This is a genomic window from Vibrio sp. Evd11, from assembly GCF_900382755.1.
In the GTDB taxonomy this organism is placed as follows: Bacteria; Pseudomonadota; Gammaproteobacteria; order Enterobacterales; family Vibrionaceae; genus Vibrio; species Vibrio lentus.
In genome coordinates this window covers 1-26,277 of record NZ_OSDX01000069.1, presented here as the reverse complement: position 1 = coordinate 26,277, position 26,277 = coordinate 1, and the positions used below count along the sequence as shown (strand labels likewise).

Genomic DNA, 26,277 nt, shown 5'->3' with positions numbered 1-26,277 from the left:
CTAGAGGAGCAGATGAGGGTGACGGGTAAACGAGATACGAAGAGTGGCGCTTTTCGTATCTTGCATCTGCCCTTCGCTCTTCAGCTCTTCAGCTCTTCAGCTCTTCGTTACCCGATTACTCGAATCCCGTATCTGCTTTCTTTACTTCTTGTCGCTCGAATACGTATAGTTGTAGTAACCGTAGCCGTACGAGCTTGATGCTTTCTTCTCGATGGCGTTGAAGATAACTCCTTTCACTTCGATACCGGATTGTTCAAAACGGTTACGAGCAACGTCGATCTCTTTTACGGTGTTTTGGCCGTAACGCGCAACCATTAATGTGGTGCCAGCAAAGGCGCCAACAATACTTGGGTCGGTTACCGCCAGTATTGGTGGGGTATCGACAATCACCAAGTCATACTCTTTAGATGCCCATTCCATTAACTCTGCAAAGCGCGGGTGCATCAGCAGCTCAGATGGGTTTGGTGGTACTTGGCCGCGGGTAATGATTTCTAGGTTTTCAACTGGGGTCGACTTCACTGACTGAGCGAATTCTGCCTTGCTACTTAATACATCAGAAAGGCCGTTGTCCCAGTTAACACCAAAGCTTTGTTGTAGATAACCTTTACGCATATCCGCATCAATCAACAATACCTTTTGACCTGTTTTTGCGGCTACTGCAGCAAAGTTGGTAGAGATGAATGATTTTCCGATGCCCGGCGCAGGGCCAGAGATCATCAAAATGTTGTTTTTCGCTTCTAACATCGCAAAGTGCAAACTGGTACGAAGGCCACGCAGCGCTTCAACCGAAAGGTCAGCAGGGTTAGATTCGGCAAGCAGTGCTTGGGTCCCTTTAGTCTTCTGTTTCTTTGACTTAAAGCGGTTGGTTAACTCAATCTGTAAATCGGATTTTGGTACCGCAGCGTAAACCGGCAAGCCAATTTGTTCAATTTGGTCTGGGTTTTCAACACCGCGGTGGAACGCCGCTTTCACTAATACAAACGCCACACTTAGCATGCCACCCAGTAGCGTCGCCAATACAACAATCAGCGGCTTCTTCGGTTTAACAGCACCAGCATAGGCCTGAGCGTCATCTAATATACGAACGTTACCAACCGTACCCGCTTTAATAATGCTCAGCTCTTGAACCTTGTTTAAAAGCTGGATGTAGATTTGTTGGTTTACTTCAACATCACGTGTCATGCGCAGTACTTCACGTTGTGTTTTCGGCAGTTTTTGTACTTGCTTGTTTAGGCGCTCTTTCTCACCCAATAGCGTTTTACGTTTATCAAGCAGAGCTTTGTATGCTGGGTGATCTTTAGTAAAGCGTTGGCTAATTTCACTCTCTTTAAACGTTAGCTCATTCAATTGCGCTTCAAGCTCGACCATTACCTTTAGGGTTGATTGTGCTTCTAAGCCTAAGTCGATCGATTCGTTCTTTTGGCGGTAATTGTTCAGTACATCTTCATAGCCGGTTAGCTCAGATTTAATTCCTGGAAGGTGGCTCTCTAAGAACTCTAGGCTCTTCTCTGCTTCCGCTGAATTACGCTTCACGTTCTGTAAGAAGTAGATCTGGCTAATATGATTAAGGATTTCAGAAATCTGCTGTTTGTTTTCACCTTCAAAGCTTAACTTTAAAATACCGGTCTGCTTACCTTGCTCAGACAGAGATAAAGAAGCTTTCAGCCATTCGATCGCTGCCAAGCGGCTTCGCTTGCCAATCGAGAATTCAAAATCGTTATGCGATTCAAAACCTGCCACAAACATGCTGTAGTCATCTGCTGTGGCTAGTTCACCCACTTTACCTTTTAAGATAACATGTTCATCGTCACGAACCAGTTGGTAAGTGCCCTGCTCGGCATCGATAATCTGAATGGTGTGTGCGTAACCATTCGCGTAGCTTGGAAAGGTAAAACGACTCACTGCGATGTGGTTGATATCGCCCGTTAGGCGAGCGAACCCTTTACCGACAATCGGTGTATAACTCGGTGCGGTTACGGTGGTTAAATTGAATTTATCGACCGTTTCGCCCAAGATCATACGAGATTTGATGATCTCCACTTCCGTCGTGGCAGAAGACTCCTGAGAGAACATGTCACCCATATCGCCGACCATCGATGAAATACCGCCAGAGCTCTTCTCTTCAATTTGAATCAGTGCATCCGCTTTGTATATCGGCGTTGAAAGCAGAGCAAACGCAATACCAAACACAGCAAAAACGAATGTGGTCAGCATGATTAACCATTTAGCATCTAATAAGATACCAAGTAGTTTCCCTAGATCTATCTCATCAGAGTTATCTGTGTGTGATTGCTGAGATGGTTGTGTTGTCATCAGATTACTACTTCCTAAACTAGTATTTTGAAGAGAAGTTAAATACGGCTTATATACTTCTCTCTTATATAATTCTATTAATGGCAATTCACCATAGCTTAACGGGCTATAGTTAACGCTTAATTACAGTTTTTTCGCCCAAGCTTGCGCGGCTTCATCAATCAATTTGTAAGCATATTCAAACGCTTCACGGCTTTGACGGTGCGGGTCGGGAATGTCTTTTTGGCCAATCCACTGACCAAACAACATGGTTTTACCACGCGCTTCCGGTGATATTTGAGTGAGCGCCTCCATATGGCCCTTCTCCATCACCAATATCAAATCATACTGGGCACAAAGCTGTGGCGTCACTTGTTGAGACTGATGGTTTTCAACATCCACCCCGTTTTCTGCGGCGATTAAAATCGCCGTCTCGTCTGCTGGCTTACCAATTAAACGACTTTTTTCGACAGCAATACCAGCAGAAGCCACTTCTGTGTTGGGAAGCAACTTTTGAAGAGCGCGCTCTCCTGTCGGGGAACGGCAAATATTACCCACGCAGACGACTAAAATTTTATTAAACATAACTGACTTCTAACTGTAATGGGCTCATAAACATAAAAATCAGGTCACACATAAATGTGACCTGATGGTTGCTCTATCTTAGCCTAAGGCCAATTGCGGATACGTAACACACCTTCGGTTAATTCATTGAAGCCTGAAATGGTCGGAACCAATTGTCCAATCACACGGTTCCAACGACTAATAGGTGCTGCCGTTACATAAACAATATCGTAAGGTTTTAAATCAAATTCAGTGCCAATCACCAATGCTGAAGCATCTTCCATATTGAGTTGGTAGATATCGGCCATACGCTCTGACTTATCATCAGAAGTGCGAATCACAAACACACCTGTTGCATCGGCTGAAAGTTGGTTGATACCACCTACGTTACTGAGTGCTTCTGTTAAGCTCATGCCGACACGATCAATTTTTAATAGTTTAGGCTCATTGACCTCACCCATCACAAATACTTTCTGATTGTCGTTACGAGGTACGTGAACAATATCACCCGCCTGCAGTAAGCGGTTTTGCGTAAGGTCACCACGTTGCATCAAGCCATACAAAGACAGGGTTTCTTCAACGCCATTACGCGTTAGTGAAACGTTTCGCCAATCGGCGTCTTCAGACAAACCACCAGAACGGTTCACTGCATCGAGTAACGTTAAAGGGATATTGGTGATTGCTTGCTGGCCAGGTTGAGACACTTCACCTGTAATATAAGTTTTCTTAGATCGGAAAGCCGCGACGTTAACATCAACCTGAGGGCTTTCGATGAACTTTGCTAACCGAGTAGCAATATCAATACGAACTTCGCGAACGGTTTTTCCCGCCACTTCAACGGTACCAATATACGGGTAGAAGATTGTGCCATCAGCATGAACCCAGTTGCCTGCTTCTGTGCTGCTACGGTAAGAACCGGCAGGAATCGTCAGTTCAGGGTGATCCCAAATGGTAATGTTTAAGATATCACCGATACCCACTTGGTATTCATATTTTGCGATATCAATATCAAGCTCAGGGTTGGCTTGTGAAACCGACAAAACGTTAGTTTGATAACTCGATACTGACTGAGCCGTCAATGGGTAAAGATTAACCACATCAGAAATGTCAGATTCTTGCTGTTCTTCAGAAGGAAGAATCACATTCTTATTGTCGGTAGAAAGGTGAGTCCCTGGAGTAGTACACCCTGCCAGTAAAGCAGGAAGGAGCGCTAAAAGGAGGCGATTTTTATTAATCTTCATGTTTACCAATTCATAGAAACGGAATGTGTCTGGCGCCTAAAAGGACATCCAAAGAATAGAGGTATTTTGATTTCATCAGTTACACAAGAGGGAGTTCGGGGGAAGTAGCAAGATATGACTCCCATTTAAATAAGTGGGGAAAATGCTACCGCCCTTTGATAATCCGCGACATCACACTGCGTAACTTACTTGATTTACTCACTTAGCTGGCCCCAAAAGACGCTTAAAATTGAACAGGGCTATCTAACTAACTGAGCAACTAAACGTCGCAAAAAATACCACTGCACACGGTTAGTTTAATTCGTGAACATTATCCACAATTTATGCTTATTATCAACCTAGTTGAATGGTTAAAGAGCAGATACGGGATTCTGAAGAGCAGTATAGAGATACGAGTAAACGAGATACGAAGAGCTTAAGAGCAGATGCGGGATTCGAGTAAACGAGATGCGAAAAGCCTAAGGGCAGATACGAGTAAACGAAGAGATAAGAGCAGGTTCAAATCTCGATTATTCGATACCGCTCTTTCCCTGCTCTTCGTATCTCGCTACTCGTTACCCGAATCTATCTTTTCTCGCTCTTCGCTACTCGATTACCCGCATCTCGACACTGCTCTTTCCGCTCTACTTCACGCTACTTGGTCTTTGGAACCAAGGTGAGCGAGCGTCGGTTTGGTCGAACAAGTTGTATTGCTTATTCAAGACTTGTCCACCATCACGAGTCAGCGGTTGCCATGTGAATTGTGAACGGCTTGAGCTCGGCTTAACCGTGATTAGATCGAATGGAATTGATACGTAAAAGCCTTTGGTGTAGCTGCCTTCACCGTATTCTTCGGTGGTCATGTCGGTTAAGCTAACAAACGCACCAGCGATAACACCGCTCTTGAACTGCTTAGAGAAATCGATACGAGTACCAATATCTCCCGCTAAGAACTTACCCACACCAACTTTAAATAAAGTCTCACTTAAGAAATCCCACTGCGGCATGTAGTAGCCGGTAACAAATCCGGTGGTGCCTTTATCAATCACCTTGTAGTAAGCCTGATCTTTTTCATGGTATTGCAGTTCTTCATCAAACGTACCAAACCAACTTTCTGGATCACGCTGACTGATGGCTGTCGCGTCGGCACCGATTGCCCAGTTGCTGTTGTATGGGCGGTAAAGTACTTCACCACCAACACCCGCAAACATGCTCTCTAGGTAACCACCGTAAGCTTGGGTGTAGATACCGCTGCCATAGTCTTCAAACCACGTCAGCTGCAAGCGATCTAAACGAACAGGCTCGTCAACGTAAGAACGGAAAAGCGTTCGCACTCGTGGCGTTTGCGCTGTGCCATCTGTTGGAATTTCATAATTAAACTTATCGTAGTTGTCGATCAAGTTGATATACAAAGAACCTGACAGCTCAATGTTGTTGGTCGCCCAGAAAGACGCATTAGTGTATAAGCCTAGAGCATAGAGGTAAAAATCTTCCGCTGAGCCAAAAGATTGCGCCAAGTTAGGCGCGACAGACACGTCAAAACGTTCTCTGCCGTCGTAATAAGCGATCGCCGATTTCGATTCAACATCACTTGGCTGTGCAGCGTCTTGAATATCCGAGTCCAAATACTGGTATGTAGCGACTTGCTTAAATTGATTGGCATCGATAGCGGTTTGATTTAACTCACCTGCGTTGCTAGTTTCAACAATCTTATAGGTGTCGATATAGTCAGGGACATGGTTAGCAATAACCGTTGCCCCACGTTCCAGCGCAACTTCTCGATTGCGATATTTCACCTGCTCGCCTTTCACAATCAGCGTATTGTCATCGACCAAGATCTGCGCTTGCTCATAACCCGCAACGGTCTCAAGTTCTTGGGTCAACTTAACCAGTTCAACCTCATCCATACTGCTTGCTTCGCTTGGTCGCAAAGTTGCCGCTTCGGTATCTCGCCACACGGAGGCTATTTGATTAAAGTTGGTGGTTAAGTCAAAGCCCATGGTTAAGGTATCACCACGCTCATAACTGACTTTTGCCGTCGCCCAATCAGTAAAACGGTACACAGCACCCACGTTCCATGGCGTATGTTGTGTCATGTCGACACCACCACGCATAACTGGGAAATCTTGTGAATAGTCGTTGCTGTCGTATTCAAGCTTAAGCGTTAATGGCTTATAAGGTGTTTGATATTCTAAACCACCATAAATTGCCGCATCGCCTTTGAACCAACGCTCAAAATCAACGCTGCCACCGTTGCCTTTGACATCAGACGGTCGTTCACAAAAACGGTCACTGGCTTTACAGAATGGATTGGTGAAATTACCACTGGTGCCCATGTAGCCCCAGCCCATGCCTAACGTGACATCAAGTGGGCCAAATCGCTTGCTCGCCGCGACAAATTCGCCATCAAATAACCCTGTGCCACCAAAGTCACGCACTCCGACAGAAAGCTCCGGCAAATAGTAGCCTTCTTCCATTAAGCGAACTTTAAAATCGATGCCTTTGTCAGTGTACTTAGTACAACCACTGAATGAGTTTTGCGAGCAGTCTGCGCTGCCATTACCGCTATAAAGCAGATCCTGAACTTGGGTATAGCGAATGGTGGTTTCTAACCAAGGCATCAATTGCAGGCTAACGTTATAAAAATAATATTCGTTATTGAACGATGCACTTAGGTTGAATTCGCCTTCTGGAGCCATACGCGCGGTAGGCATTTGCATTAAACCCACCCCCCCAAAGTCCGATTGAGAGTGTTTTAGCGTTGGCGTACTAAAGCCAGAAACCTCGACTTGAGAAGGTTGCTCTTGCGTGGTGGCAGAAAAGTCTTGCGCACTAACAGCAAAACTGCTGACAGCCAGTAAGGCACCTGTAATCGAACTTGCGAGCAGAGTTAATGGAAATGATTGAGTAGCCGACATTACAGATTAACCTTATGACGTAGAAGTTCGACAATGTCTTGATTCAAAGTGGAAAACTCAGAAGGGAGCGAATCAAAGGCGATAAAAATAATAGCACCGGGAGCAAAATAAGCGGGCTTACTGTTCCAGTAGGCATAACTGATTTCATTCACTTGCCCATCGGGTTGGATGACAAATGCCGTGCTGTTATCAGCAATATCTAGCAGCTGGCCTTTTGGCAACCGCGTTAAATAGTTATCTAGCTGAGCGTGTTCAACCAAAGGCAGCGTCTGAGCTTGCTTTACCGCGCCGACTACATTCACAGAGGTTGGGCGAGCGGTTAGATATAACTCAAAGTGCTGTTGTTCCATTGATTTAGCGCTAACCCCTTGCGAAGCTGGCTTTTTTAATGCCGTAGCTGACTGTTTCGACGCCGTAGCTTGTTGTTTTGATGCCATAGCTGACTGTTTCGATGCAACAGCTGGCTTTTTTGAAACCAATAAGGGATTCTTATCTGCCTGAGACATCACTGCATTTTGGTCTAACTCAATAAAGTAACGTGCTTGATAATCAAAAGATTCGAGCTGCTTAATCACAGATGTTGCTTGTTGCTCTTGTAAGGCAAAATGCTTGAGCTTATCCAACACCTGTTGTTTTACCTTGTCTATCTGCGGTTGAGCATTCCGATCAAATAACTGGGCAGACAGCGGAAAGTACCCTAACGCGCCATTCGCATTGGCGTCCGTTAATACTTGCTCTAAGCGCGTAGGTTGCGAATATTGCAGCGTGATACCTTGTATAGGTAGCTCGACCGTAAGCACTGGAGCTTGGCTTTGAGCCATGGCAAGTGGTGGCACTAGAACGCTACAAACCGTAAGTACTGCTGTGTACCCTAGTTTTTTTAAATAATTCATTTTATTCACTCACCACTTTATTCTTTAATTTGATCGGGCTTTGACTTATTCGTTTGATAAGGCTTTAGCAAGGTCAGCTCTAAACGGGTCATCTCAGGGCCAAGGTATTGAACCGTTTTGACGACCTGTCCTTTTTTGTTTACCCAATACAAATTCTCAATATCTTGTCCTAGCGCTGGGTAACGGACCTGCTCGACAAACTTGCGCGTTGCAATGTTCGCAATCGGGGTTTGTACGGTTTCTTCATTAAGATATGTTCGAACGATGTTTGCACTGTATCCAAATCGGTAATCTGGTTGCCAATCGTAAGTGGCTTGCCACTCTTGAGCCTTGGGCGTTGCCGACAAATCAAAACTCGGTACTAATGCATTGGCCGGTTTAACGGTTAAACCAGATAGATTTTCATAAGGCAGTAATAAGGTTTGAACCACTCGTCCATTTTCCGTCACGATCATGGCTTTGTCTGATGACATCCATTTGAGTTGTTCAGCCCCGGTTACAGGGTTTTGACCAACAAAAGCCAACACCATAAAAATCTTACCTTGGTCGTTAATTTCGGCATAGATACTAGCGTAAGGCAGATCTTGAATATATTCGGCCGTGGTACTGACGTCGGCATCACCAAAGAAAGCTTCATTGAATGTGGAATTAAGATCTTGGAACTGTTGTGAGCAACCAGTAACTAGCAGCCCTAAAAATACGATAAGCGGTTTGATCATGATTATTTTGCTTCCTAGCGAGGCGATTTAGGACACAGTGATATAAAAAAACCATTTTATGCTTTCACATAAAATGGTTTTATACAGGCTACAACTATAAATTAGTTAGTTGTAGTTGTAGTTGTAGCGCCGCCGTCGTTAGAAGCAATAACAACTGCTGCGGCAACTGCGACTGCTGCAGTTGTTACTGCTGCTGTTGTTGCTGTACCCGCTGCTGCTGTTGATGCGCTAGCACCTGCTGCTGCACCTTCTGCTGCTGCAAAAACACCGCCAGACAAGCTAACAGCTAGTGCTGCCGCTAAAGCCATTTTTTTCATAATGATTCCCATTAATATAAACGTTTATATGCTGAGGCTAAGAATGTCCTCAACCGATTGTTCAGCTTAAACAATCAATTGATAATATTAGTGAATAAATTTGTTCAAGTAAATGCATAATTTGTAGACAGAAGTCATTTTATATATCCCCCGTCATCACAACCCTATGCTTCCTCTGTATTCTCCTATCCTTTATCGCTATACTCCTGACCTATAGTTTTTCGCCCAATAACGAATAAGAGTTCAAGATATGCAAGAGTTAGTTCCATTTGTTCAAGAGAATATGATTTTAGCCATCGTATGGATCGGCTTGGTTGTTGCCATCATTGCGAACGTTATCAAGACATCAAACGCAGCCTATAAAGAGATCACGGCCGCGCAAACCACACACATGATTAACCGTGAAAACGGCGTTGTGGTTGATATTCGTACTAAAGATGAGTTCAAAAAGGGCCATATTACGGACGCAGTTCACATTTTGCCGTCAGACATCAAAGCAAATAGCTTTGGTAGCCTTGAAAGCCACAAAGCAGACCCAATCATCGTAGTATGCAAGACAGGTCAAACTGCTCAAGAAAGCGCTAACCTACTGGTTAAAGCAGGTTTCGAAAACGTAAGCGTACTGAAAAGCGGCTTAGTGGCTTGGAGCGAAGCTAACTTACCTTTGGTTAAAGGTAAGAAATAGGTTAAAGGCAAGAAGCGGCTGACCGATAAACTAACTTTCAGGCTCTGTTCGATAAATACAATGAACAGAGTCTAATTTAAAATTTTTAAGGACAAGAAAATGGCTGAAGCAGCACAACAAGACGCACAACAAAACTTCGCAATCCAACGTATCTTCCTAAAAGACGTCTCTTTCGAAGCGCCAAACTCTCCAGACATGTTTCAAAAAGAGTGGAACCCAGATGTAAAACTGGACCTAGACACTCAAAGCCGTGAACTTGGCGAAGGCGTTTACGAAGTAATCCTACGTCTAACGGTTACGGTTAAGAACGCAGAAGACACTGCATTCCTTTGTGAAGTTCAACAAGGCGGCATCTTCTCTGCAAGCGAAATGGAAGCTGGCCAACTGGCTCATTGCCTAGGTGCGTTCTGCCCGAACATCCTGTTCCCATACGCTCGTGAAACGATTTCTAGCCTAGTGGTTAAAGGTACGTTCCCACAACTGAACCTAGCGCCAGTAAACTTTGATGCTTTGTTCATGAACTACCTACAAAACCAAGCTCAACAAGCAGAACAAACTGAAGGCGAGCAAGCTTAAGTTTTCAAGTAGAGCTTAAGTTTTCAAGTAGAGCTTAGGTTTTCAAGTAGAGCTTAAGTTTCGAAATAGAACTACTCTGACTAATGCTCAAATCGCTTATTTTTAAGAAGCTGGGCTTTTATTAGATAGCTAGTTTTCGTTAAATAGTTAGCTTTTAAATGCACATCGCAGCTTCTGCGATGTGCATTTTTTATTTACACTGTACTTTGATAGAGAGATTTTTCTTCTTAGTAGAGCACTTTTTTTCTTAGTAGAACTCTTTTTCTGCTTAGTAAAGAGTTTCTCCCGAACTCCTCGATTTCCCTCATTATTTTTAGGTGGAAGCATGACAGAAACAACTCGCCCGACTCACGCGAAAGCCGCTTACGGTAAAGATAGCGCTTACGCTAAAGACAGCGCTTACGGTAAAGACATCGCCATGACAGTGATAGGCGCAGGTTCTTATGGGACATCTTTAGCGATCTCTCTAGCGCGTAACGGTGCCAATGTTGTTCTTTGGGGACATGACCCTGTTCATATGGCTCGCCTTGAATCTGAGCGTGCGAACAATGAGTTTCTACCCAATATCGCTTTCCCAGACAGCTTAATTATTGAGTCAGATATAGAAAAAGCCGTGACTTCAAGCCGAGACGTTTTGGTTGTCGTTCCAAGCCACGTGTTTGGTATCGTTTTAAATAGCCTTAAGCCTCACTTAACAGAGAGCTCTCGTATCTGCTGGGCGACCAAAGGCTTAGAGCCAGAAACAGGCCGCCTACTTAAAGATGTCGCTCACGATGTGCTTGGTGATGGCTACTCGTTAGCGGTTCTATCAGGCCCTACTTTTGCCAAAGAGTTAGCGATGGGTATGCCAACGGCTATCTCTGTCGCTTCACCTGATGAAGTTTTCCTGGAAGAGCTGCAAGAGAAGATTCATTGCGGCAAAACATTCCGCGTGTATGCAAACTCAGATTTCATTGGTATGCAGCTTGGCGGCGCAGTGAAGAATGTTATCGCAATTGGCGCAGGCATGTCGGATGGTATTGGCTTTGGTGCTAATGCTCGTACCGCACTAATCACTCGCGGCTTAGCGGAAATGAGCCGCTTAGGTGCAGCTCTTGGCGCGCAACCAGAAACCTTTATGGGCATGGCAGGATTAGGCGACCTAGTACTCACCTGTACTGATAACCAATCACGTAACCGTCGCTTTGGTCTGGCACTTGGCGCAGGCAAAGATGTCGATACCGCACAAGAAGAAATTGGCCAAGTCGTTGAAGGTTATCGCAACACCAAAGAAGTTTGGTTATTATCAGAACGCATGGGCGTTGAGATGCCAATTGTTGAACAAATTTATCAAGTGTTGTATCAAGGGAAAGATGCACACCTGGCGGCGCAAGATCTGCTTGCTCGAGACAAGAAGTCCGAGCGATAACATCGCTTATTAAGTCGTGGAATGAAATAGATAAAATGGATGGAAAAATGAAACACTGTGAACAGCAAAAAGTTTGGCAATGCATTGTGAAGGAAGCTCGACAGCAGTCAGAGCAAGAACCTATGCTTGCGAGTTTTTACCATGCCACCATTATCAACCACGAAAGTTTAGGCGCAGCCCTTAGCTACATCCTAGCAAACAAGCTAAAAACAGCTTCAATGCCAGCAATGGCAGTGCGTGAAGTGGTTGAACAAGCATTCAAACAGGACCAATCGATTATTGATGCGGCAGCTTGTGATATTTGCGCGACAGTAAATCGAGACCCTGCAGTCGAGATGTACTCGATGCCTCTGCTTTATCTAAAAGGCTACCACGCTCTGCAAGGCTACCGAGTGGCTAACTGGTTGTGGAAGCAAGGCCGTATCGCACTTGCCACTTACCTACAGAACCAAATTTCAGTTGCTTGCCAAGTGGATATTCACCCGGCGGCTCGTATCGGTAAAGCTATCATGCTCGACCACGCTACAGGCATTGTGATTGGTGAAACTGCCGTCGTTGAAAATGATGTCTCTATCCTTCAAGACGTTACCTTAGGTGGTACGGGTAAAGAAGGTGGCGATCGTCACCCTAAGATCCGCGAAGGTGTAATGATTGGTGCCGGCGCTAAAATTCTCGGTAATATTGAAGTGGGTGAAGGCGCGAAGATTGGCTCTTGCTCTGTGGTTCTGCAAGCCGTACCACCTCATACGACTGTCGCTGGAGTTCCTGCAAAAATTGTAGGAAAACCGAAAACCGACAAGCCATCTTTGGATATGGATCAAGGCTTCAACGGTCGCTCACAAAACTTCATCCATGGTGATGGGATTTAAGAGCAGATACGGGATGCGAGTAACCGAGATGCGAAGAGCTTAAAAGCAGATTCGGGATTCGAGTAACCGAGATACGAAGAGCTTAAAAGCAGATTCGGGACGCGAGTAACCGAGATACGAAGAGCTTAAAAGCAGATTCGGGACGCGAGTAACCGAGATACGAAGAGCTTAAAAGCAGATTCGGGATACGAGTAACCGAGATGCGAAGAGCTTAAAAGCAGGTTCGGAATTCGATTCAGCAAAATTCTAAAAATTAAGAGCAGATGAATACAACTAAATGACGATAATGATGAAACAAATTCGAGCCATTAGCCGGACTCTTCTGATATCTGCCAGCCTTTGCGCTGCTCTGTTATCTACATCGTCATTTGCCGCCTCTCAGGGAGAACTGAAAGGCGTATCGAGCGAAATATCTCGCCAACAAAAAAACCTTTCCTCACAGCAGAAAAAACTCGATAGCTTGCAAGCAAACCTCAAGAAACAAGAGCTATCCATTGTTTCGCTTGAAAAGGCGATTCTAGACAGTAAAAAGCAACTCAATACCGCTAATGCTAATATTGCTAACTTAGACACCAAGATTAAAGCACTCACAGCACAGAAAAAAATCCATACCGATAAGTTAGAGCAACTGATTCAGACTTACTACATGACAAGTCGAGCTAAAGCGTCTTCTCACATCCTCAATACTGGTGTGGAAGAAGATCGCATCAGTCACTACTACCAACACCTTGCCAAAGCGCGCTCCGCAATAATCAAAACGATTGAACAGACGCAACTTGAATTAGAAGAAAGCCATAAACAGCGTCAACTTGAGCAAGAACAGATAGCAACATTGTTAAAACAGCAAACCACCAAGCGCGATAAGTTATCTCAGACTCAAACGCAGCGTAAGAAAACCGTTGGCAGTATTAAAAAGAACATTTCGGGTGATAAGAATTACTTGGCGGAGCTTCAACGAAATGAAACTCGCCTAAAAGCTGAAATAGCGAAAGCAGAGAAAGCGGCTCGAGAAAGACGTAATGCAATCCCTATGGATGGGTTAGCCAAACGTAAAGGCAAGCTGCCTTGGCCAATCAAAGATAAAGTTCTACATAACTACGGCTCACGCCAAACGGGTCAAATTAACTGGAAAGGCATGGTAATCAAAGCTAAGTACGGCCAGCAAGTTAAGTCTGTTTATTCAGGCACGGTGGTTTTTGCAGAGTATCTACGTGGTTATGGCTTAGTGGTGCTACTTGACCACGGTAAAGGCGATATGACGCTCTATGGCTTTAACCAAGCACTTTTAAAGAAAGAAGGTGACAAAGTTAAAGCGGGTGAAGCGATTGCGCTTGCAGGTGACACTGGCGGCCAAACTCGCCCATCACTGTACTTTGAAATTCGCAGAAACAGCCAAGCTCAGAATCCAAAGAGTTGGTTAGTTCGATAAAGAGCAGATACGGGATTCGAGTATCGTTCTTCGTTGCCCGTCTCTCGCTTACTCGTCTCTTTCTATTTAGAGTTCAAAGCCCTTACACCATCTTCCAACAGTGTCAGCTGTTCAAAGCCCTGTGCTGTTGCAATCGGTTTAACCGTCGCGATCATCTGTAGCATTCCTTGATGTACAACTTGCTCAGTAATTTGAGCTTTTGGAGACATCGCAGATTGATAAGCCAACCAACCCGATGCGATCAAGTGAAGCGACGTAACCATCGACTTCATTTCCGCATCCGTTGCTTTAAGCAAGTTCAACTCAACGAAGGCTCTCATGATATCGACAAGGTTGGTTTGCAATCTTTCTTGCACAGCCATGTAATCAAGGTGGAGTTGTTCATCACGTGACAATATTTCAGGCAGATTCGCATAGAAGAATCGGTACTTCCACATCAGTGTGAAGATAGAATCTAAGTAGGTCTTTAGTAGCGTCAGGCTTTCTTGTTGGCCTTGAATCGGCGTGAACCTTTCAAGCAACTCTACTGAATAGAGAGTGAAGATATCACGGACAATTTCTTGTTTATTACGGAAGTGGTAGTAGAGGTTACCAGGGCTAATCTCGATATGCTCAGCAATATGATTGGTCGTAATACTGCGCTCGCCATGCTCATTAAAAAGCTCTAGAGCAGCGTAAACAATCTTGTCACGTGTTTTCATTAGTTACTAGTATCCCTATCCGTTTAGTGGTTCAGTATATCGCCACTAAGCGGATAGATCGAGCTGATAACATCTGGTCGAATTAGCATTAGCTAAAATAAAACCAGATCAATCACTGCCAAAGAGGTCTCGTGTGTAAACCTTATCTGCAACGTCTGCGATCTCTTCTACCATTCTGTTGGATACAATCACATCTGATACGGCTTTAAACTCTTCTAGGTCAGAATAAACCTTCGAGTTAAAGAAGTGCTCTTCTTCTAACACCGGTTCGAATACGACCACTTCAATACCTTTAGCTTTCAAACGCTTCATGATGCCTTGAATCGAAGAAGCACGGAAGTTGTCCGAACCGGCTTTCATTATCAATCGATAGATGCCAACAATCATAGGAGATCGCTTGATAATAGAATCCGCAATAAAATCTTTTCGGGTGCGGTTAGCATCAACGATGGCACCGACAATGTTGTTTGGTACATCTTGATAGTTAGCTAATAGCTGTTTGGTGTCTTTAGGTAAGCAGTAACCACCGTAACCAAATGAAGGATTGTTGTAATGATTGCCAATTCGAGGATCTAAACCCACACCTTCGATGATCTGACGAGAATCTAAGCCATGCGCTTCCGCGTAAGAATCGAGCTCATTGAAATAAGAAACACGCATCGCCAGGTAGGTATTTGAGAAGAGCTTTACTGCTTCCGCTTCTGTGGAGTGAGTAAATAGTACGTCGATATTCTCTTTTTCTGCGCCTTCAACAAGAAGGTTTGCAAACACTTTAGCTCGCTCAGAACACTCACCAACAATGATCCGTGATGGGTGCAGGTTATCGTACAGGGCTTTGCCTTCACGTAAAAATTCTGGCGAGAACATAATGTTTTCACAGTTCAAATCTTGCTTAACGCGCTCAGTATAACCAACAGGTACCGTTGATTTGATCACCATAACGGCATTCGGGTTAACCATCATTACGTCACGAATCACCGACTCTACAGAACTGGTATTAAAGTAGTTCGTTTTAGGGTCATAGTCGGTTGGCGTAGCGATAATAACGAAATCCGCATCTTGATACGCTTGCTTATCGGTTGTGGCTTGAAAACTCAAAGCACGATTAGCCAAAAACTCTTCAATCTCTACATCCATGATTGGCGATTGCTTGTTGTTCAACATTGATACCTTTTCTTCGACGATATCAACTGCAACAACATCATGATTCTGCGCTAACAACATCGCATTGGATAAACCTACATAACCGGTACCCGCAACTGCAATTTTCATTATAATACCTATAATTTCGAGTGCTTACTGCGCACTTACCTAAGACTAATCTGCTCATATCATACTCCGCTTAAGGAATTATTCCACTAGCCCGTCTTTGTCATTCCTTGCTATACTCACCAAAGTTTTGTATTCAAAAGAGTAGGAAAAATATGATTATCGTAACTGGTGGTGCTGGCATGATCGGCAGCAATATTGTGAAAGCACTCAATGACGCAGGCCACAACGATATTCTAGTTGTCGACAACCTCAAGAACGGTAAAAAGTTCAAGAACCTTGTAGACCTAGACATCACTGACTACATGGATCGCGACGACTTCCTAACTCAAGTTATGGCTGGCGATGATTTCGGCCCTATTGAAGCTATTTTCCATGAGGGTGCTTGTTCTGCAACGACCGAGTGGGATGGTAAATACATGATGCTTAACAATTATGAGTACTCAAAAGAGTTACTGCATTACTGTATTGAGCGTGAAATCCCCTTCCTATATGCCTCTTCAGCTGCAACTTATGGTGAGACAGAAACTTTTATCGAAGAAAAAGAGTATGAAGGCGCATTAAATGTCTACGGTTACTCTAAACAACAATTTGATAACTATGTTCGCCGCCTAACTGCGGATGCTGTAGCGCATAATGAGGCGTTACCTCAAATTACTGGTTTCCGTTACTTCAATGTTTACGGTCCACGTGAAGATCACAAAGGCAGCATGGCCTCTGTTGCTTTCCACCTAAACAATCAAATGAATGCCGGTGAGAATCCGAAACTGTTCGCAGGTAGCGAAACATTCCAGCGTGATTTTGTGTATGTCGGCGATGTTGCAGCAGTAAACCTATGGTTCTTAGAAAATGGTGTCTCAGGTATTTTCAACCTAGGTACTGGTAACGCAGAGTCTTTTAACGAAGTTGCCAAAGCGGTAATTAAGCACCACGGTAAAGGTGAAATCGAAACCATTCCTTTCCCTGAGCATTTAAAAGGCGCTTACCAAGAGTTTACTCAAGCTGATCTTACAAAACTTCGAGCAGCAGGCTGTGATGTGGTATTTAAAACCGTAGCGCAAGGCGTTGCTCAATACATGCAAATTGTAAATAAGTAACATCACATTAAACGTAGAGGGTGGGGGTACAACACTCCCTTACCCTCCTAATGTGTTACTAGGCAAGGCAAAAATTAGATTATTGCTGCAAGCAAAATACTCTATATCTCCATCGAATACGATAAATATAAAGTGGTATAGAAAAGCTAAGTAACTTTTAAGGTTAGTGATTTTAAATGACAAATCAACGCGATGACTTTGATTCAAAAGCTTACAACCCTAGCTTTCGATGGGCCTTCCTCGCTCCTAAGTTATGGGGAACATGGTTAGCAGTTATATTTGCACTCCCAGTAGCCATACTTCCATTACGTTTTCATCAGTGGTTAGCAAATATTATTGCTTTAAAACTAGCTAAATCGCAAAAGGGCCCAGCTCATAGGGCTCGGGTAAATTTTGAGCTATGCTTTCCGAATCTCAGTTTTCAAGAGCGAGAGCAATTAATTTATAAGACACTATACACTGCTAGCGTATTTGTACTTCGCTTTAGCTTACTTACCTTAAAATCAAAATCTTGGTTACAGAAGCAGTGTGAATTCGTTGGGAAAGAAAACCTAACCAAGCACATTGATAACGGTGAAAATGTCATATTATTAGTCCCACACTCATGGGCTATTGATATTCCCGCTGTAATGCTTGCTTCAATGGGTCTCCCTGTCTCTGCAATGGCAAAAAAGCAAAAGAACCCAGTATCTGATTGGCTTATGCATCGTCAAAGAGTTCAATACGGCGGCCGTGTTTATGAACGTTCAGGAGGAATAAAACCATTTATCAAGTCTGTCAAAGATGGATACTTGGGGTATTACTTACCAGATCAAGACCATGGTGCTGAGCTTAGTGAATTCGTTAGGTTTTTTGATACAACGAAAGCTACCTTGCCAGGGCTAAGTAAATTGGCGAAGTTATCTAGAGCTAAGATAGTTCCGCTTTTCGCATCCATCGATCCTGAAACAGGAAAGTATTCATTAGAAATCTTACCTGCCCTTGAACTACAAAGAGAAGATCAAGCAGATGCTAGGGCAATGAATCAAGCTATTGAAACATTTGTAGAACCTAAGCCTGAACAATATATGTGGATTCTCCAGCTTCTCTATACACAGCAAGATGGAACGAATTTCTATAATTTGTTTAAACCACGCTATGACAGTGACTGGAAAGTATAATGAAGATTTTTGTCGTGAGTTTAGCTCGCTCTATCGAGCGTCGTAAACGAATTGAAAACAAGTTAAATCAAGAGAGTGTCGAGTTTACATTTTTCGATGCTATTGATGGGTCAATTCCCGAATTTCGTCATTCGGAAAAAAAACATCCAAGTATCACTCAATTAAGAAAAGGTTATCAGCTGAAAACAAGCGAGATAGCCTGTTTTGCTAGCCATTATGAACTTTGGTTACATTGTATTTATCTCAATGAACCTATAGTTGTTCTTGAAGACAATGTTGACCCCGTTAAAGGGCTAAAACAAGTACTCGAAAACATCTATCCTTTAATTGAGAAGTACAAATATATAAAATTATCTGCAACACATAAAAGAACCTTCCACAGAATTACCACTTTAGAGGCGGGTTATTCACTAGGTGGTTACGCCGCTGGGACTTGTGGTACGACGGCGTACATTATTTCACCATCCAGCGCATCGAAGTTTGTGGAAAATGCAAAGAGCTTCATTGAACCAGTTGATGATTACATGGAGAAGCCTTGGAGACATAAAGTTCAAGCATACAGCATTGCGCCAGATCTTTTTACCAGAGCTCAAATAACATCAACAATTGGTGTAAAAAGAAAAGATAAGTCAAATATGACGTTATTCAACAAAATCTATGCTGAATTATTCAGGGCTTATGAGTCAACCTTAAAGTTTTTATATTGGAAGAATAAAGCATGAAAATTCTTGTAATTGGCCCATCATGGGTGGGTGACATGGTTATGTCACAGTCCTTATATATAACACTGAAAGAGCTGTACCCAGATTGTCAAATCGATGTCATTGCTCCTGGGTGGTGTAAGCCGATTTTAGACCGTATGCCACAAGTCCATCAAGCAATTGAAATGCCACTAGGCCACGGAGAGTTTAATTTATTTAAACGCCACCAACTAGGTAGACAGTTAAAAGATCATAATTATACGCACGCCTACATTTGCCCTAACTCAGCAAAATCTGCATTAATCCCTTGGTTCGCAGGTATTCCAAAACGCACTGGCTGGAAAGGTGAAATGCGTTACGGTCTGCTCAACGACTTGCGCCCAAATAAAAAAAACTTTCAGTATATGGTTGAGCGTTACGTAGCACTTGCCCACCCCAAAACAGATATGATTGGTTCTAGCTCTCTAGGTGGGTTAGAAAACCTTCCTCACCCCAAACTGGCTATTGATATCACAGCCCAACAACAAACCTTAGAAAAATATTTATTGTCACAAGAAAGATCTGTTATCGGCTTATGTCCTGGGGCAGAATTTGGCCCATCCAAGCAATGGCCTGTTGCACATTACGCTCAGGTAGCGAACGAGATGATCAACCAAGGCCAGCAAGTGTGGTTGTTTGGCTCTGCAAAAGATAAAGAAACTACCCAAAGTATTAAGTCTTTAGTTGAACATAGCAATCAGCAGTACGTCTTTGACCTTGCTGGGAAAACGAGCTTAATTGAAGTCGTTGACTTATTGGCTGCTTGTAAATCAGTGGTTAGTAATGATTCCGGGTTAATGCACGTCGCGGCAGCAGTGGGTTGTCATGTTGTTGGGGTATACGGCTCTACTTCACCCAAATATACACCACCATTAGCAAAACAAGTTGATATAATAAGCACTAATATTGAATGTCGCCCCTGCTTTGAACGTGAATGTCCATTAGGGCACTCAAAATGTCTAAAAGACTTAAAACCAAACCAAGTATTAAAAGTGCTTATCTAAATAAATAATTATATTACCTAATTATTTTTCTATACTTATTCAATTTGTACTTTAAGTATTGATTGATATTTTGAATCATAGAACATTTAGGTAACTCACTTTTGTGTTCTTGGCAATACAACGACACCCACTTAGGGTAGGTCATTATTTTCCTAGGCGGGTGGATAGGTAAATGATACTTCAAAGACGTAATGCCAAGTTGCTCCTCCCCTAACACTATAAAGTTATTAATTAGTAGTTTATGGTACAACTCCATCGCAATTGAATTATTGTCATAACTATTTTCAAATGGTATGTCACGACCTTGACTCAGGTAGGTATAAGCAAAATAAGTTTCAGGGGTATATCTAAATACATCACTTTGACGATACATATAATCAGGCTTAAGATGTGTCAAATAATATTCAAAGTCATTCTTATCATATAGATTCACATCGAATATCTTGCTTACATCTTCTCTTCTTCCTGCATATACGAAGTCACAGACCCAAAACGGAACTTTCAATCCAGAGATATGAGAACGCGTTGAGAAATCGGCAACGCATATATGGTTCTGACCTAAGCTGAAATCTGGATCTCGTTGCAAATTTAGGTTTAAAAAATGAGATAGAGAGTTAGAAGTGAAAATCAAATCAGTTCGACTCTTAATTACATATTTTCGACTGGCTTTTGCTACCCCTGATTTTGAGCTGATAATTTGACGATTGATGTTTAAAGGTACTTTCCCGTATGTACCATCACCAGGATCATCGCTTAATATAATATGGTCGCATAAGGATTTATACTCCAGTGGAATGGTGCTACCACGCCATGTTGACAAAATGACTTCTGCAAAAGGATAGTGCTTATTTATAGATCGCAACACATCTAAAGTTGATTTTTTTTCAGTAAAAAACAACTGCCCTTGAACCACAATTGAAATATCTTCACTATTGATCTTATTACTCATGATACTTATTTTCTAAATTCATCGTATTCACTTGGAACGCCACAGAAAATCACATCCTCTCTATTTATCAAGTGGTAGTGAACTTCTTTATTACTTGCAATAAGCTCATTATAAAGTGGGGCAATATATAACTCGCCTTTTTCCCATTCAGAAACAGGTTTTTCAATATATTTATGATAAGCAAACAAAAAATCATAGCAATTTTTGAAGTAATACAACCCCGTGCTACATAAATCAGAAACGGGCAACTTTTCAGTAGTTAGAACAACTCTAGTGCTAGTTTTCGATTCTGGCTTGGCGAATGACCAGTTATCACCAGAACCACGGAACACTTCTAAATACCCTTCGCCTAATAGATCAAGTTGAGGGAACGTAAAATTAGGCCTAAAAGTATCGATATTAAAAACTGTCAATGACACTTCTTTATTTACTTCAGCTTTTTCTAACCCTAATGCAACAGTCTCCGCTTGACCTCTAGTTTCTTGATCCAAAATAACGATTTTAAAATCTTTGATACCGAGAATCTCACACTCTTGCTCTACAAAATAAGCGCTCTCATATACGTCTCTCAAAATAAAGACAAACACTTCTGATTCAAAGTAAGCTTTAAAGCTCAATACTGCATGAGCAAATAACGATTTACCATGTGCATCTAGCATATATTTCGGCTGCGTATAGCCCGCTTTAAAAAAACGTGAACTGAGACCTGCCATTGGAATTACGATCATAATTATAAATCTTCTTTAATCATTAACTGATAAATACGAAATGAATTTGCAAATAAGGCTTTTTGTCGAATTTCATCATCTGCATGTAAAGGTAACATAGATAAGAAAAGCTGGATCTGCATTGCGTAAAGTTGTTTAGCGCTAAGACCATAACGTTGATTAACAAGTGAAAAAAATGTCTCTTGCATTGAACTATGCTTACTCAAATCATTGATATAAAATTCAATATCTCTCCCACCAAGTTCTACTGTGTAGTTGCCTGCAATGATCCAATCATACATGCCCAAGATCGAGTGACTAAGTTTCGCAACATCATAAAGGTAGTCACCATAAATAGAGACCTCTCCAGATGGAGAGATACCACGTGGGTCAATAACTTTGATTCGAGCAGTCCTAAAGTCGTACAATATGTTACTAAAACAGAAGTCACCATGCATTACCGTCGATGTTTTTTGGTCTGATGGTAAGTTATCTTGACTTGTTTGAATAAGATCAGAGATTGTTGCTTTGAATTGCTTATTATAATTCCAGACTTCATTTAAATTAATACTGTTCACTGCACAGTATTCTTTAACTCTTTGTTCTGTCTTCACACAGAAAAGTTCATTTAGCATGTCTTGGTTTTTCCCAGACAATTCAGATTTCTCTTGATCAATAAAGTCTAAACAACTGTCTAAGATTTGACGCCAAATATTGCTCGGTAATTCACCAAAAACAAATAATTCGTTCAGTGCCGTGTAATGCAAGTATTCTAAGCGATAGCTAAAGTGTCTATCTTTAGTTAAAAGTCCGCCTAGGTATTGAGGAATATAGCCACGCATAGAATAAGGTATATTTTCAAACCAATTGGCCTCTGCTTTAATCTTGTCTTGTTTCTGGCTACTTTTTTCTATCCACTCGGGAGTAATAGTCAACGAATTAAATGCGCGTTGAGTAGTAAAGTTAGCTTTAGAGCGGTAATAGGTATTAATATGACCAAAATCCAACCAGCCATCACTTTCTAACAGAGTCAATTTAGTATATCGATTGTAATCATTCACCCCTTGAATGAAATCCCAATGATTTCGTGTCAATGATCTAACAAGCTCTTTAGGTTTGCTAAAACAAAAATAGCCACACACCACTTGTTGAACCTCAAGAACTGGTGATGATTCTTCAATCAAAAAAACCGTACTATGGGGACTTACTCTTGCCCAATCATAATTATCACGACTTTCAGCCACCGAAACGAGGTCTGTACCCATTGGTAAGCGTGGAATTAATGTGTCACCAAATAAGATATGTAAGTCACAATTGATTTTTTGATCAATTAAATTCAAGGCTGCAACCACGGCCGAGCCAAGCGATATATTCGCGGGTGTACGAACAACAACAACCTGGTGTAACTCAAGCCAATTTAGATCGGCCTTACTGAGATTGTAATCTTCCGGTAATGTTAAAAAAATATCAACACCCTTTGGAGCGCAAGCAACTTGATGCTGAAACAAACGACGATTGCCTAACGGCAACATGCTCGGAGGTAAGGCGCCAAATTCTGATTTTAGTGCTTGATCTACATAAGCAGACGACATAATCAAGAACATGGTTTTTCCTTATCGAGTAGCACTGTTATCTCGTCAAATGACATCGAAGCAAATTCAGATGGGCGCACGGCACGATCATCAATATAAAACCCTTCCTTACCACACCAAGGTTTACCTACTATTATCTCATCATAAGGGACAGAGTGTGTGTCCAACCACTCAGATATAATTGGTAAGGTGTGTACATTGATGAGTCCAACATTCCCTTCATAGGTGCGCATGTTTCTTGCTGTAAAAATAGCAATGGAGAAACCTTGTTCTTGATAAAGAGCAAGTTGCTTAATTACCTCTACGTTAGGAGAAACATTACGATAATCAGATGTATCCCCTAAGGTAATTGTACTGTCTAAGTCCACAACAAGTTTTTTCATTTTCGCCTCTGAGACATAAATTTTAGGTTAGCTTCCATTCTAATCGATGAGACTTTTCCTGTACACTACACCCTACTTTTGTTTCTATTCATGTGATAAGATCTTCGCATTTAACGTATCTTACCCATTTTAGTGGCTCCATACATGAATTTGAGCAGTATTGATTCAAAATTAGCATCAATTATACATTCTAAAAACTTCTCAACCTTGATGCTTTTTTGCCTCGTAGGTTATGCATTACTAAAAAGTGCATCACGAGTATATGGTGATGTGTTCCAAACAACTTTTGTTGTAGGCACAGTGATAGCTATTTACTTGGAAAGAAGACATATTTTTAAAGATAAAATGTTACTCTGCCTATTATGGGCCCTGGTTTTACAGATACTTAGCTGGATTAACGCAACAATTCAACTCCCTCAACTAGCACAACCAACCCCTGATTTTGGGAATTTGGCGAATCTATTTTTTTTTATTTTCATCGCTTATTGGTTAAAAGGTAATATAAAATCTGTTTATATTTTATGGGCTACGATGTTAGTTGGATTTATATTAAGCTTTTATATTCACTCCCCCCATTTCATTCAAGATTTAGTACAAGGTGCAAATGGGAGACGCATCGACTTTAATGTGAACAATGCTCAGCATCCAGCTCTTTGGTCCGGTATTGCTTTTTTACTGTTAAGTTACTTCATTGTTAAGATTTCATATATTTCACTATTCAAAAAAAAGAAAAAAAACATTATAATTATAACTTTTCTTTTATTATTTAACTCATTTTTTATTTTTGTCATTTTCGCAACCCAAACTAGGCAAGTATTCTTAGGCATTATCACTTCCGGAGTTTTTGGTCCTATCATTTTCATTTTATCGCAAAGAAACAGACTATCTCTAAAAATAATGGCACCATTAACCATGGTGCTTATCATCCTTCTATTTACTATTAATAACACCAAAGTATTGGACGGTTTAGAAAAAAGAACATCGCGTGAAAATAACACATATCAAGCACTATTATCTGGAAATATAGATAAAGTACCTTACAATAGTTCAGGGATTCGTATCAACATTTGGTATGAAGCGATTGGTTGGATCAAAGAAAGGCCAATATTAGGAAGTGACCAAGATGTGCGCGATGATGTAATCAAACTCTCAAAGCGAATTCCAAGAAACATAAAGAATAAAATTTTTCACTTACATAATTCTTTTATAGAGGTGACTTTATCATATGGATTATTAGGGCTTTTTACTATCTTATTCATGTTCTACTGGTTGTTGAAGTCGACCTCCCAACTTACACCTAAAGGAAAGTTCAATGAGATTAAGTTGATTGCTTTGATTTTCCTAATATATTGGTTTGTAGTGAATAATTTTGAATCTTATTTTTTCTCTAGTACTGGATTGTTAGTTCATAATATAATGTTTGGTACTATTTATACTTTTTACTTTACCCAACAACTAGATAAAGAAAGAAATGAAACTATTATATAGCATGTTGCTATTCCTTATTTCACCCTTACTTCTTTGGTCTCTATACTCCAAGAAAGAAGGAAAACCAAGCATAGGCTCTCGGTGGAAAGAACATTTTGGTTGCACTCCGCCATTAAACACCCAGCAATCTCCCATATGGATTCACGCAGTTTCTGTTGGTGAAGTGATAGCTGCAGCACCAATAATTAAAGCTATAAAAGCTCATAACCCAGGTCAACCGATACTTGTAACAACAACTACTACCACCGGGGCTGAGCAAGTAGAAAAACTGGGGAACCTAGTCGAACACAGATATATGCCAATTGATTTTAATTTCGCGGTACGACGATTTTTAAAGTCCATTCGACCGGAAAAAATGCTCATAATGGAAACGGAGCTTTGGCCTAACACTCTAAATACAGTTGCAAACTTTGGAGTCCCGATAACAGTTTTAAATGCTCGACTCTCCGAAAAATCGTACCGTGGTTACAGAAAGGTTCAGCCTATATTTAACCTGCTTTCTAAGCACCTTTCCCACGTTTGTTGCCAGTATAGAGAAGATGCAGAGAGATTTATAAATCTAGGTATCGCAAAAGATAAGGTGTATGTGACTGGCTCTATAAAATTTGATATCGACATTTCGGAAAAAACTCAACGATTAGGAATGGAGTTGCGAAGCGAATTTGGTCAACGTCCAGTTTGGGTTGCGGCGAGTACGCATAAAGGAGAGGATGAAACCATCTTAGATGCACACCGCTCTCTCCTGCGTACGTTACCTAATGCTCTACTCGTTTTAGTCCCTCGCCACCCTGAACGTTTCAATTCAGTATTCGAATTGTGTAAAAACTTAAGTTTTTACACTGTTAAACGAACTTCGAGTCAGTCAGTTACCGAGGACACGCAGGTTTATCTTGGGGATACCATGGGGGAAATGTTAACTCTTATAGGGGCATCTGATATTTGCTTTATGGGAGGCAGTTTTCTGGGGAGTAAAGTCGGAGGACATAATCTACTTGAGCCCGCAGCGTTAGCTAAACCCTCACTCACCGGTCCAAGCTACTATAACTTTTCAGACATAACTAAAAAACTAATCAAATTGGGGGCAACCGAGGTAGTCCATTCATCAGATGAACTCACACAACGATTAGAGCACCTGCTTATTCATCCGGAACAAGCTCAAGAATTAGGGAAGTATGCAAAAAAGTTCATCGAAGAAAACTCTGGCTCTGTAACAAAAACTTTAAAAATAATTCTCAGTTAACTAGGGCGTGTTGATCTTTCGTGAGTGTTTTTTGAACAGCATGGTAAAGAGTTATAA

At 41.8% G+C, this 26,277-nt stretch carries 24 protein-coding genes; 11 read left to right on the top strand and 13 right to left on the bottom strand.

From position 1 onward, the window contains the following. Positions 1-141: 141 nt before the first annotated feature. From ED652_RS20290 to ED652_RS20260, 7 genes are all read right to left on the bottom strand, one after another. Positions 142-2,313 (bottom strand): polysaccharide biosynthesis tyrosine autokinase, encoded by a 2,172-nt coding sequence (locus ED652_RS20290; RefSeq protein WP_122055978.1) that lies wholly within the window; start codon positions 2,311-2,313, stop codon positions 142-144. A 123-nt stretch (positions 2,314-2,436) separates the two neighbouring features. After that, complete coding sequence (locus tag ED652_RS20285; RefSeq protein ID WP_122055977.1) at positions 2,437-2,877, bottom strand: low molecular weight phosphotyrosine protein phosphatase; 441 nt, start codon at positions 2,875-2,877, stop codon at positions 2,437-2,439. Positions 2,878-2,960: 83 nt separating this feature from the next. Beyond that, positions 2,961-4,097, bottom strand: coding sequence for a polysaccharide export protein (locus ED652_RS20280; protein ID WP_122055976.1), 1,137 nt, complete (start codon positions 4,095-4,097; stop codon positions 2,961-2,963). A gap of 623 nt (positions 4,098-4,720) precedes the next feature. After that, complete coding sequence (locus ED652_RS20275) at positions 4,721-6,994, bottom strand: YjbH domain-containing protein (protein ID WP_122055975.1); 2,274 nt, start codon at positions 6,992-6,994, stop codon at positions 4,721-4,723. Further along, positions 6,994-7,887 carry a capsule biosynthesis GfcC family protein gene (locus ED652_RS20270; protein ID WP_122055974.1) on the bottom strand — a complete coding sequence of 298 codons (894 nt, stop codon included), beginning with the start codon at positions 7,885-7,887 and terminating at the stop codon, positions 6,994-6,996. The genes ED652_RS20275 and ED652_RS20270 overlap by 1 nt, the downstream gene beginning before the upstream one ends. Before the next feature lie 17 nt (positions 7,888-7,904). Next, a complete protein-coding gene (locus ED652_RS20265; RefSeq protein WP_122055973.1) occupies positions 7,905-8,606 on the bottom strand; it encodes a YjbF family lipoprotein in 702 nt (233 codons plus the stop codon). A gap of 101 nt (positions 8,607-8,707) precedes the next feature. Further along, positions 8,708-8,923 (bottom strand): hypothetical protein, encoded by a 216-nt coding sequence (locus ED652_RS20260; protein ID WP_122055972.1) that lies wholly within the window; start codon positions 8,921-8,923, stop codon positions 8,708-8,710. A gap of 250 nt (positions 8,924-9,173) precedes the next feature. Between ED652_RS20260 and ED652_RS20255 the strand changes: the two genes are divergently transcribed. The 5 genes from ED652_RS20255 (at position 9,174) to ED652_RS20235 (ending at position 13,890) form a co-directional block, all read left to right on the top strand. Further along, positions 9,174-9,608 (top strand): rhodanese-like domain-containing protein, encoded by a 435-nt coding sequence (locus ED652_RS20255; RefSeq protein ID WP_016786319.1) that lies wholly within the window; start codon positions 9,174-9,176, stop codon positions 9,606-9,608. 99 nt (positions 9,609-9,707) lie between these two features. Further along, positions 9,708-10,184 (top strand): protein-export chaperone SecB, encoded by a 477-nt coding sequence (secB, locus tag ED652_RS20250; protein ID WP_004733234.1) that lies wholly within the window; start codon positions 9,708-9,710, stop codon positions 10,182-10,184. Between the two features lie 325 nt (positions 10,185-10,509). Further along, positions 10,510-11,592, top strand: coding sequence for an NAD(P)H-dependent glycerol-3-phosphate dehydrogenase (gene gpsA / locus ED652_RS20245; protein WP_122055971.1), 1,083 nt, complete (start codon positions 10,510-10,512; stop codon positions 11,590-11,592). A gap of 47 nt (positions 11,593-11,639) precedes the next feature. Next, positions 11,640-12,461, top strand: a complete 822-nt coding sequence (gene cysE / locus ED652_RS20240; RefSeq protein ID WP_009847961.1) for a serine O-acetyltransferase — start codon at positions 11,640-11,642, stop codon at positions 12,459-12,461. A 277-nt stretch (positions 12,462-12,738) separates the two neighbouring features. Beyond that, positions 12,739-13,890 (top strand): murein hydrolase activator EnvC, encoded by a 1,152-nt coding sequence (locus ED652_RS20235; protein WP_122055970.1) that lies wholly within the window; start codon positions 12,739-12,741, stop codon positions 13,888-13,890. Positions 13,891-13,952: 62 nt separating this feature from the next. Here ED652_RS20235 and ED652_RS20230 read toward each other — a convergent pair whose 3' ends face one another. Together ED652_RS20230 and ED652_RS20225 are read right to left on the bottom strand one after the other, a co-directional pair. Further along, positions 13,953-14,591 carry a TetR/AcrR family transcriptional regulator gene (locus tag ED652_RS20230; RefSeq protein WP_122055969.1) on the bottom strand — a complete coding sequence of 213 codons (639 nt, stop codon included), beginning with the start codon at positions 14,589-14,591 and terminating at the stop codon, positions 13,953-13,955. A gap of 108 nt (positions 14,592-14,699) precedes the next feature. Continuing rightward, positions 14,700-15,863, bottom strand: a complete 1,164-nt coding sequence (locus tag ED652_RS20225) for a nucleotide sugar dehydrogenase (protein WP_122055968.1) — start codon at positions 15,861-15,863, stop codon at positions 14,700-14,702. Between the two features lie 152 nt (positions 15,864-16,015). On the opposite strand from ED652_RS20225, the gene rfaD reads away from it, so the two are divergent. From rfaD to waaF, 4 genes are all read left to right on the top strand, one after another. Continuing rightward, a complete protein-coding gene (rfaD, locus tag ED652_RS20220) occupies positions 16,016-16,957 on the top strand; it encodes an ADP-glyceromanno-heptose 6-epimerase (RefSeq protein ID WP_122055967.1) in 942 nt (313 codons plus the stop codon). A 176-nt stretch (positions 16,958-17,133) separates the two neighbouring features. Further along, positions 17,134-18,117, top strand: a complete 984-nt coding sequence (gene lpxM, locus ED652_RS20215; protein WP_122055966.1) for a lauroyl-Kdo(2)-lipid IV(A) myristoyltransferase — start codon at positions 17,134-17,136, stop codon at positions 18,115-18,117. Then, the gene (locus ED652_RS20210; RefSeq protein ID WP_122055965.1) at positions 18,117-18,839 is read left to right on the top strand and encodes a glycosyltransferase family 25 protein; all 723 of its coding nucleotides are present in this window, start codon (positions 18,117-18,119) and stop codon (positions 18,837-18,839) included. Before lpxM ends, ED652_RS20210 begins: the two co-directional genes overlap by 1 nt. Next, a complete protein-coding gene (gene waaF, locus ED652_RS20205) occupies positions 18,836-19,861 on the top strand; it encodes a lipopolysaccharide heptosyltransferase II (protein WP_122055964.1) in 1,026 nt (341 codons plus the stop codon). Before ED652_RS20210 ends, waaF begins: the two co-directional genes overlap by 4 nt. A gap of 13 nt (positions 19,862-19,874) precedes the next feature. Here the strand turns inward: waaF and ED652_RS20200 are convergent, their stop codons facing one another. From ED652_RS20200 to ED652_RS20185, 4 genes are read right to left on the bottom strand one after another with little or no spacing between them, the layout of a single operon-like run. After that, on the bottom strand, positions 19,875-20,810 hold the full coding sequence (locus tag ED652_RS20200; RefSeq protein WP_122055963.1) for a WavE lipopolysaccharide synthesis family protein: 936 nt from the start codon (positions 20,808-20,810) through the stop codon (positions 19,875-19,877). Between the two features lie 5 nt (positions 20,811-20,815). Then, on the bottom strand, positions 20,816-21,538 hold the full coding sequence (locus ED652_RS20195; RefSeq protein WP_122055962.1) for a glycosyltransferase family 2 protein: 723 nt from the start codon (positions 21,536-21,538) through the stop codon (positions 20,816-20,818). A 2-nt stretch (positions 21,539-21,540) separates the two neighbouring features. Beyond that, on the bottom strand, positions 21,541-23,121 hold the full coding sequence (locus ED652_RS20190; RefSeq protein ID WP_122055961.1) for a capsular biosynthesis protein: 1,581 nt from the start codon (positions 23,119-23,121) through the stop codon (positions 21,541-21,543). Beyond that, complete coding sequence (locus tag ED652_RS20185) at positions 23,112-23,492, bottom strand: capsular biosynthesis protein (RefSeq protein ID WP_122055960.1); 381 nt, start codon at positions 23,490-23,492, stop codon at positions 23,112-23,114. Before ED652_RS20185 ends, ED652_RS20190 begins: the two co-directional genes overlap by 10 nt. A gap of 144 nt (positions 23,493-23,636) precedes the next feature. On the opposite strand from ED652_RS20185, the gene ED652_RS20180 reads away from it, so the two are divergent. Both ED652_RS20180 and waaA read left to right on the top strand, forming a co-directional pair. Further along, positions 23,637-24,980, top strand: a complete 1,344-nt coding sequence (locus tag ED652_RS20180; RefSeq protein WP_122055959.1) for an O-antigen ligase — start codon at positions 23,637-23,639, stop codon at positions 24,978-24,980. Beyond that, positions 24,964-26,220 (top strand): lipid IV(A) 3-deoxy-D-manno-octulosonic acid transferase, encoded by a 1,257-nt coding sequence (gene waaA, locus ED652_RS20175; RefSeq protein ID WP_122055958.1) that lies wholly within the window; start codon positions 24,964-24,966, stop codon positions 26,218-26,220. Before ED652_RS20180 ends, waaA begins: the two co-directional genes overlap by 17 nt. Positions 26,221-26,277 lie beyond the last annotated feature (57 nt).

Bases quoted from the DNA above. Each gene is read 5' to 3' on its own strand.
- ED652_RS20200 (WP_122055963.1), bottom strand. From the start codon at position 20,810: ATGAGTAATAAGATCAATAGTGAAGATATTTCAATTGTGGTTCAAGGG.
- waaF (WP_122055964.1), top strand. From the start codon at position 18,836: ATGAAAATTCTTGTAATTGGCCCATCATGGGTGGGTGACATGGTTATG.
- ED652_RS20180 (WP_122055959.1), top strand. From the start codon at position 23,637: ATGAATTTGAGCAGTATTGATTCAAAATTAGCATCAATTATACATTCT.
- rfaD (WP_122055967.1), top strand. From the start codon at position 16,016: ATGATTATCGTAACTGGTGGTGCTGGCATGATCGGCAGCAATATTGTG.
- ED652_RS20265 (WP_122055973.1), bottom strand. From the start codon at position 8,606: ATGATCAAACCGCTTATCGTATTTTTAGGGCTGCTAGTTACTGGTTGC.
- ED652_RS20195 (WP_122055962.1), bottom strand. From the start codon at position 21,538: ATGATCGTAATTCCAATGGCAGGTCTCAGTTCACGTTTTTTTAAAGCG.
- ED652_RS20210 (WP_122055965.1), top strand. From the start codon at position 18,117: ATGAAGATTTTTGTCGTGAGTTTAGCTCGCTCTATCGAGCGTCGTAAA.
- ED652_RS20255 (WP_016786319.1), top strand. From the start codon at position 9,174: ATGCAAGAGTTAGTTCCATTTGTTCAAGAGAATATGATTTTAGCCATC.
- lpxM (WP_122055966.1), top strand. From the start codon at position 17,134: ATGACAAATCAACGCGATGACTTTGATTCAAAAGCTTACAACCCTAGC.
- waaA (WP_122055958.1), top strand. From the start codon at position 24,964: ATGAAACTATTATATAGCATGTTGCTATTCCTTATTTCACCCTTACTT.
- cysE (WP_009847961.1), top strand. From the start codon at position 11,640: ATGAAACACTGTGAACAGCAAAAAGTTTGGCAATGCATTGTGAAGGAA.
- secB (WP_004733234.1), top strand. From the start codon at position 9,708: ATGGCTGAAGCAGCACAACAAGACGCACAACAAAACTTCGCAATCCAA.
- ED652_RS20280 (WP_122055976.1), bottom strand. From the start codon at position 4,097: ATGAAGATTAATAAAAATCGCCTCCTTTTAGCGCTCCTTCCTGCTTTA.
- ED652_RS20290 (WP_122055978.1), bottom strand. From the start codon at position 2,313: ATGACAACACAACCATCTCAGCAATCACACACAGATAACTCTGATGAG.
- ED652_RS20260 (WP_122055972.1), bottom strand. From the start codon at position 8,923: ATGAAAAAAATGGCTTTAGCGGCAGCACTAGCTGTTAGCTTGTCTGGC.
- ED652_RS20185 (WP_122055960.1), bottom strand. From the start codon at position 23,492: ATGAAAAAACTTGTTGTGGACTTAGACAGTACAATTACCTTAGGGGAT.
- ED652_RS20270 (WP_122055974.1), bottom strand. From the start codon at position 7,887: ATGAATTATTTAAAAAAACTAGGGTACACAGCAGTACTTACGGTTTGT.
- ED652_RS20235 (WP_122055970.1), top strand. From the start codon at position 12,739: ATGACGATAATGATGAAACAAATTCGAGCCATTAGCCGGACTCTTCTG.
- gpsA (WP_122055971.1), top strand. From the start codon at position 10,510: ATGACAGAAACAACTCGCCCGACTCACGCGAAAGCCGCTTACGGTAAA.
- ED652_RS20230 (WP_122055969.1), bottom strand. From the start codon at position 14,591: ATGAAAACACGTGACAAGATTGTTTACGCTGCTCTAGAGCTTTTTAAT.
- ED652_RS20190 (WP_122055961.1), bottom strand. From the start codon at position 23,121: ATGTTCTTGATTATGTCGTCTGCTTATGTAGATCAAGCACTAAAATCA.
- ED652_RS20275 (WP_122055975.1), bottom strand. From the start codon at position 6,994: ATGTCGGCTACTCAATCATTTCCATTAACTCTGCTCGCAAGTTCGATT.
- ED652_RS20225 (WP_122055968.1), bottom strand. From the start codon at position 15,863: ATGAAAATTGCAGTTGCGGGTACCGGTTATGTAGGTTTATCCAATGCG.
- ED652_RS20285 (WP_122055977.1), bottom strand. From the start codon at position 2,877: ATGTTTAATAAAATTTTAGTCGTCTGCGTGGGTAATATTTGCCGTTCC.